The 7653-nt window shown below is 60.4% G+C and carries 5 protein-coding genes and 5 tRNA genes; all 10 read left to right on the top strand.

The window, feature by feature from the left end:
- The first annotated feature begins 7 nt into the window (after positions 1–7).
- The 10 genes from ACLBXN_RS24410 (at position 8) to ACLBXN_RS24455 (ending at position 7637) form a co-directional block, all read left to right on the top strand.
- Positions 8–84, top strand: a tRNA-Asp gene (locus ACLBXN_RS24410).
- Between the two features lie 9 nt (positions 85–93).
- Positions 94–169 (top strand) — tRNA-Ala (locus tag ACLBXN_RS24415).
- A gap of 46 nt (positions 170–215) precedes the next feature.
- Positions 216–291 (top strand) — tRNA-Glu (locus ACLBXN_RS24420).
- A 48-nt stretch (positions 292–339) separates the two neighbouring features.
- Positions 340–416, top strand: a tRNA-Asp gene (locus ACLBXN_RS24425).
- A 277-nt stretch (positions 417–693) separates the two neighbouring features.
- Complete coding sequence (locus tag ACLBXN_RS24430; RefSeq protein WP_447613864.1) at positions 694–1092, top strand: hypothetical protein; 399 nt, start codon at positions 694–696, stop codon at positions 1090–1092.
- A 363-nt stretch (positions 1093–1455) separates the two neighbouring features.
- Positions 1456–2709: a TolC family protein gene (locus ACLBXN_RS24435; RefSeq protein ID WP_043007405.1), complete on the top strand. Its 1254-nt coding sequence runs from the start codon at positions 1456–1458 to the stop codon at positions 2707–2709.
- Between the two features lie 46 nt (positions 2710–2755).
- Complete coding sequence (locus ACLBXN_RS24440) at positions 2756–3964, top strand: efflux RND transporter periplasmic adaptor subunit (protein WP_447613865.1); 1209 nt, start codon at positions 2756–2758, stop codon at positions 3962–3964.
- A gap of 4 nt (positions 3965–3968) precedes the next feature.
- Positions 3969–7058 (top strand): efflux RND transporter permease subunit, encoded by a 3090-nt coding sequence (locus ACLBXN_RS24445; RefSeq protein ID WP_447613866.1) that lies wholly within the window; start codon positions 3969–3971, stop codon positions 7056–7058.
- Between the two features lie 20 nt (positions 7059–7078).
- On the top strand, positions 7079–7414 hold the full coding sequence (locus tag ACLBXN_RS24450; protein ID WP_003057166.1) for a P-II family nitrogen regulator: 336 nt from the start codon (positions 7079–7081) through the stop codon (positions 7412–7414).
- Between the two features lie 147 nt (positions 7415–7561).
- Positions 7562–7637: transfer RNA gene (locus ACLBXN_RS24455), tRNA-Ala, on the top strand.
- The last annotated feature ends 16 nt before the right edge of the window (positions 7638–7653 follow it).

Here is a 7653-nt window from a genome sequence, read left to right on the forward strand (position 1 = left end):
CCTGCCAGGAGTGGTAGTTCAGTTGGTTAGAATACCGGCCTGTCACGCCGGGGGTCGCGGGTTCGAGTCCCGTCCACTCCGCCACAGTTTTTTGGGGGTATAGCTCAGCTGGGAGAGCGCTTGCATGGCATGCAAGAGGTCATCGGTTCGATCCCGTTTACCTCCACCAAAATTTAATGACGGCGAGTCGCAAGACTCGAATCGTTCTAGGAATTGACCCTATCGTCTAGAGGCCTAGGACATCACCCTTTCACGGTGAGTACCGGGGTTCGAATCCCCGTAGGGTCGCCAAGTTTGAAGCGCTTGCAGCTATATAATATGTAGCAAAGCTTCCTGCCAGGAGTGGTAGTTCAGTTGGTTAGAATACCGGCCTGTCACGCCGGGGGTCGCGGGTTCGAGTCCCGTCCACTCCGCCAGATTAAAAAAGCCGCAATCAAGCAATTGATTGCGGCTTTTTTCTTGCCGGTCATGCTCTTGCAAACCTGATTTGCTCCTGACTTTCTAGCAAGATACCCTTGCCATGCAAGTGCTATGGCGATACGCTATCGTTCACCCTTACAGATGTTGACAAAAGTTTTTCATGTGGGAACTTTTGTTGCCGATCAGTACACCATCTTGTCACTATCGGGCCTGTTTCCCGGTGACTGTCCCTTCCCCTCATCGTTGTCCGTTTAACCACCGCTTTTTCTATCCATGCGCCCGGCGTCTTCCTTTCTGCTGTCGCTGCTGATGTTTGCCTCCATCATCGGAGTGCAACTCATCGCCGTGTGGCACGCGGGTTCGCAAGATGTGGTGGCCATGGCTTATGTGCTCGACACAGAGCCGCATGAGTACGGTGTCGATGTGTTGCAGGAGTTCGAGGACGATGTGGAAGACGATACGGTGGAGTTCTCCATTCATCGTCCACATCGCACTGCCGAGCTCAATCCTGCGCAGGACGATCGCAATGAACTGTTTGGCCCTCCCGAAGCGGTAGCTGTGGGTGTGGCTGATATCCGGGTGCCTCCTCAGGAGCATGTGGTGCACCCTACCTATCCCTGGCCGGAAAGCATGCTGCGTCCGCCCAATATGAGCCTGCCTCTGGCAGGCTAGCTCCAGCGCACCTGACGACATCCACGTCGCTTTGCTTGCGCCGGGCTTGACTCCCCCGATACCTGCTGTCCCTTGTTTCAGAGCCTGCTGGCCTGGAATGTGCTTGTCTGCAGAACATGGCTCTGAGACAGGTCTGGGGCGGCTTCACCTGCTCAGGTGTAACTGATCCTGCATTGCATGCGGCGGCTGCCGCATGTGCATGACGGGGTTTCGACCCTTTCCTCACTTTATCTGCCCTCAAGAAGGCAGCTGTGTTCTATGTTCAATAGATCGAGAGTGCCGGCTTCTTTCCCGGCCAAGGCCAGCAAGAATTCTTCTGGCCCTGCACCATTGCGCAGCCTCAAGCGCTCGGCCATTTTCGGCATGTGTCTCGCTGCAGCTCTGGCTGCGCATGCTCAGAATGCCAGTGGTGCACCACAAACCAGCAGCACGATTTCCGATCAGGTGCAGCCCAAGCTGACCCTGACGCAACTGGTGCAGACCGTGCTGGACAACAACCCTGAACTGCGCTCCGTTCAGCAGTCGAGCGTCACCGCTCAGGCGGCTGTGGTCAGCGCCGGTGCTCTGCCCAATCCCAAGCTGGAGTGGAGCCGCGGCGACAACAAGGCGCGCCTGGCATCGGCCACGCCTGGCAATGTGCAGACCATGGCGATTTCGGTTCCCATCGAAATGCCTTCGGTGCGCGCTGCGCGCATTGAAGCCGCTGAAGCCGGGCAGCGGGCATCGGTGCACCAGATTGCCGCATCGCGCAATGCCCTCATTGCCCAGGTCAAGCTCAAGGCTTATGAGGTGGTGCTGCGGCAGGCGCAGGCGCAGGCTGCCTATGACGCCGTCAAGCTGCTGGAGCAGGCCCATGAGCGGGTACGCGTGCGTGTTTCCAGTGGCGAGGCAGCGCGTTACGAAATCATCAAGGCCGATGCCGAACTGATCAACGCGCGCCAGCAGGAGCAATCTGCCCGCTTGCTGGCCGAGCAATCCCAGCTCACGCTCAATCGCCTGGCCGCAGGCCAGTTGCCCAGCCGCTTTGACCTGGCCCTGTCTTTGCAGGACCCGGTGGCCCAGGCTCAGCTGAAGAACATCAACTGGCAGTCCCATCCGGAGCTGCTGCAACTGCAGTCCGAGGTGGACAAGGCCGAAGCGCAGAAGAGCGGTGCCAAGGCCAGCCGATGGCCGGGTCTCGAGCTGCGTTACGCACAGACGCGCGAGCCCGATATTCGCAACAACACCGTCGGCGTGAGCATGCAGATTCCACTGTTCGACCAGCGTCGCGGCCCGATTGACGAAGCCGCTTCGGAAGCCGAACGCGCGCGGCTGCGCATGGAAGGCCGCAGGGCCGAGCTGGAGCAGCAGATGCTGCAGGCCTGGAAGGTCATGGAGATGGCGCAGGTGCGCATCAAGGCCCTGAGCGAAGGGTCGGTGCGCGAGGCTGAATCGGCCCTGCGCGTGGCCGAAGCCGCTTACCGCTATGGCGAGCGAGGCATTCTCGATGTGCTTGATGCCCAGCGCGTGCTGCGCACGGTGCGTGCCGACCTGCTGGAAGCCCGCTATCAGCTGCAATCGGCCCGGATCGAGCTGGACTTCCTGGCCGGTCGCTATGCCGAGCCTTCCTCGCTTTGAGCTTTCAAAGTCAAGACCACGTTTTCGCATTTTTTGAATTCGCTTTATGTCTTCTCATCATCATTCCAGGACTGCGCATCCTGCCTCTCTGGTTCTGGCACTGGCGCTGGCCGGGCTGACAACATTGACCCTGACCGGCTGTGGCAAGGACGAGCAGGCGGCTGCTGCGGTTGCTGCTGCAGATACCAAGGCTGAGCTGGACCCCATGGAGGTGGTTGTCTCGGCCGAAATGGCGACCAACTTCAAGACCGCAGCGGTAGCGCAGGCCGAGGTCGCATCAGTGCAGGAAATTGCCGGTCGCATCGAAGCCAACGAGCGCAGGGTCACCCGCATCGGTGCGGCCGTGACAGGCCGTGTGACCGAGGTGCTGGCCGAAACCGGCGATCGCGTCAAAACAGGCCAGACCCTGGCGCGCGTCGCCAGCCCCGAGCTGACCACGGCTCAGCTGGCCTATATGCGTGCCAGCGCCACAGCGACTCTGGCCGAACGCTCCGTAGAGCGGGCGCGTCAGCTGATTGCTGCTGACGTGATTGGCTCTGCAGAACTGCTGCGCCGCGAATCCGAAGTGCAGATTGCCCGCGCAGAGCTGCGGGCGGCAGGCGATCAGCTCAAGCTGATGGGCTTGTCCGCCGATGCGCTGAGCAGTTTGCGCGCCAAGGGCAATGTGGCACCGAATGCTGCCATCACGGCTTCTGCCGCCGGTATCGTGATCGAGCGCCAGGTCAGCCAGGGTCAGGTGGCACAGCCTGGAGATCCTCTGTTCACCGTGGCGGATCTATCCAACGTCTGGGTGGTAGGCGCCTTGCCCGAGCAGATTGCACGCAGCGTGCAGACTGGCCAGAACGTACAGGTCGATGTGCCGGCGCTGGGGCTGACCGTCGAGGAGACTCCCATCTCCGGCAAGATCATCTACGTGGGTGACACCGTGTCGCCCGAAACCCGCACCGTGACCATCCGTACTCAGGTGGACAACAAGGATCTGGCGCTCAAGCCCCAGATGCTGGCCACCATGAAGATTCAGGGAGCCGTGGAGAAGACTCTGGCGATCCCTGCACTGGCAGTGGTCCGCGAGAACGACAGGGACCATGTCTACGTCAAGAAGGCCGAAAACCACTATCGCCTGACTCCGGTGGAGCTGGGCGCGGCCAGCGGTGGTCTGCGACCTGTGATCAAGGGGCTGAGCGAAGGCACGCAGATCGTGGTCGACGGTGCATTCCACCTGAACAACGAGCGCAAGCGCGCAGAACTGGAGTAAGCCCATGATTGCCTCCATGATTCGTGCCGCGCTATCGCAGCGGCTGGTGGTGGTCGTGCTGGCGCTGGTGATGTGTGGATTCGGCCTGCGTGCTGCCATGAATCTGTCGGTGGATGCCTTCCCCGATGTGACCAATGTGCAGGTTCAGGTTGCCACCGAAGCTCCCGGCCGCTCGCCCGAAGAAATCGAGCGTTTTGTGACCGTGCCTCTGGAAATTGCCATGACGGGCTTGCCCGGCCTGGCCGAGATGCGCTCGCTCAACAAGAGTGGTCTGTCCATCATTACGCTGGTGTTCACCGATGCGACCGATGTGTACTTTGCCCGCCAGCTGGTGACGGAGCGTCTGATCGAAGTCACGCCGCGCATGCCTGAAGGCATCGTGCCGGTGCTGGGGCCGGTATCCACGGGCCTGGGCGAGGTCTACCAGTACACGCTTGATCATCCCGATGATGGCGAGCGCGAGCTGACCCAGGCGGAGCTGACGGAGCGTCGCACCATCCAGGACTGGGTGGCGCGACCCTTGCTGCGCTCCATTCCCGGTGTGGCTGAAATCAACTCCCAGGGCGGCTATGTCAAGCAGTACCAGGTGTTGGTCGACCCAGCCCGTCTGCGTCACTACAACCTGAGCGTGCGCCAGGTGGTGCAGGCCGTGGCGGATAACAATGCCAATGCCAGCGGCGGCATCCTGCCTCAGGTGACCGAGCAGTATTTGATCCGCGGCGTGGGCATGATCCGCTCCCTGGACGATATCGGCAACATCGTGCTCAAGGAGCAGGGCGGCGTGCCGGTCTATGTGCGCGATGTGGCCAAGGTGCAGATCGATGCCGAGGTCCGCCAGGGCGCCATCATCAAGGGCGGCTATACCGAAAGCGTCTCTGGCATCGTGCTGATGATGCGCGGAGGCAATGCCAAGGAGGTAGTGACCCGCATGAAGGAGCGCGTGGAAGAGATCAACGCCAAGGGCATGCTGCCTGGCGGTCTGCAGATCGTTCCCTACTACGACCGTACCGATCTGGTCGATTCCGCCCTCTGGACCGTGGGCAAGGTGCTGATTGAAGGCATCTTCCTGGTGGTGGTGGTGCTGTTCATCTTCCTTGGCGATGTGCGCTCCAGCCTGATCGTGGTCGCGACGCTGATCATCACGCCGCTGACGACCTTCATACTGATGAACAGATACGGCATTTCTGCCAACCTGATGTCTTTGGGAGGGCTGGCCATTGCCATCGGCCTGATGGTGGATGCCACCGTGGTGGTGGTGGAAAACGTGTTTCACAAACTGGGGCAGGCTGGTGATTCGCGTGGCGAACGCATTCGCACCGTGCTGTCTGCCACCGTGGAAGTGGCTACGCCCACCATCTTCGGTATTGCCATCATCATTCTGGTGTTCCTGCCGCTGATGACGCTGCAAGGCATTGAAGGCAAGATGTTCGGCCCGCTGGCGCTGACCATCGCCATGGCTCTGGCTATCTCGCTGGCGGTTTCGCTGTTCCTGTCGCCTGTGCTGTGTTCCTACTTCCTCAAGGGCGGCGCAGACCACGATACCAAGCTGATCGCCTTCCTCAAGCGCCACTATCTGCGTCTGCTCGATGTTGCTACGGTGCGCAACCGCCTGACCCTGGCCGTGGCTGTGGCGCTGCTGATCGGCTCGCTGGGATTGTTCCCGCTGCTGGGCAAGTCCTTTATGCCGACCATGAAGGAAGGGGCGCTGACGCCGCAGATCAACCGCGTGCCCAGCATTTCCCTGGATGAATCCATCCGCATGGAAATGGCCGCCATGAAGGAAGTGGCGCAGGTGCCTGGCGTGAAGTCCGTGGTGTCCAAGCTAGGCCGTGGCGAATCGCCGGCCGATCCGGCAGGTCCCAACGAGTCCGACCCCATCGTGCTGCTGGACCCCGAGTCCGAGCGCAGCCAGGACGAGATCGACGAGGACATCCGTCAGCGTCTGTCCAAGATTCCCGGGGTGCAGATTGTGCTGTCACAGCCCATCTCCGAGCGTGTGGATGAAATGGTGACGGGCGTGCGCTCGCAGCTGGCCGTCAAGGTGTTTGGTGATGAACTGGATGATCTCAAGGACGTCTCCGAACAGGTGGCACGTATTCTGAAGAGCGTCTCCGGCAGCACCGACATCCGTGTTGAGCGACTCTCGGGCCAGCAGGCGCTGACGGTGGACATTGATCGCAAGGCGATCGCCCGCCACGGTCTGAATGTGGCCGATGTGCAAAGCCTGCTGGAGTCCGCCATCGGTGGCAAGGATGTCACGACCTTGTACGAGGGTGAGCGTCGCTACTCCGTGGTGGTGCGTTTCCCCGAGTCCTATCGCGGCTCTCCCGAAGCCATCGGTGCTGCATTGCTGACCACGGCCACTGGCGCGCAAGTGCCGCTGAGCAGCCTGGCCAGGATCGAACTGGTGGACGGACCGGCACAGATCAGCCGCGAAGGCGGCAAGCGTCGTGTGGTGGTGGGGGCCAACGTGGAAGGGCGTGATCTGGCAGGCTTTGTGGCCGAGGTCGAGCAGCGCCTGGACAAGGAAGTCAAGCTGCCCGACGGCTATTACTTCAAGTTCGGCGGTCAGTTCGAGAACATGGAGCGCGCCATGGGCACGCTGCAGGTGATCGTTCCGCTGACTATCGTCGCCATCTTCTTCCTGCTGTTCCTGCTGTTCAATTCGATCAAGCTGGCCAGCCTGATTATTCTGGTTCTGCCCTTCGCTTCGATTGGCGGCCTGATCGGGCTGTTTGTCACGGGTGAATATGTCAGCGTGCCGGCTTCCGTGGGCTTTATTGCCTTGTGGGGTATCGCCGTGCTCAATGGTGTGGTGCTGGTCTCCAGCATCCGCCATCTGCGGCAGGAGGGAATGGCGGTGGCCGAAGCTGTGCGTGAAGGCTGTACCCAGCGTTTCCGTCCGGTGATGATGACTGCCACCGTGGCCTTGCTGGGTCTGGTGCCGTTCCTGTTCGCGACAGGTCCGGGCTCCGAAGTTCAGCGTCCGCTGGCCATTGTGGTGATCGGTGGTCTGATCACGTCGACCCTGCTGACCCTGGTGGTGCTGCCCACGCTGTACCGCTGGTTTGACGAGAAGCCGACCGAGGCTTGATTTGAGAAAGGAGTGATTCGATGACGATGAAAGAAATCCGCGCCATCGTGCGTCCCAGCCGGTTGGAGCGCCTGCGTACCGAGTTGCGTGCGATTCCGAACTTTCCCGGCGTGACAATCTTCAAGGCCGAAGGTTTTACGGCCCCCGCTGCCGTGGACAAGCGCACGGTCAAGGATGAGCTGACCGATTTTTCGGACAAGCTCATGGTTTGCGTGATCGTGGAGGAGTCCATGGTGGCAGTGATTCGCGAAGCCATCGTCGCTGCCTGCCGCACCGGCCAGATTGGCGATGGTCTGGTCTGGACTGTGGATATCGGCGAAATGCATCGCATCCGCGATGGCGGTGCAGTGAGCTGATAGTGCCTGTTGGCTGACAGAAAGGGGTGCGTTCTGCATCCCTTTTTTCATGCTTTCGACAAATTGTTGGTGGTTTGGAAAAAGCAGCGAAAACCCTGTGCTACAATTTTTGCATTGCAGCAGAGAAACACTGTTTCATTGCTTCAAGGGGGTATAGCTCAGCTGGGAGAGCGCTTGCATGGCATGCAAGAGGTCATCGGTTCGATCCCGTTTACCTCCACCAAAATTTAATGACGGCG

The sequence above is a fragment of the Comamonas sp. C24C genome (assembly GCF_053345995.1).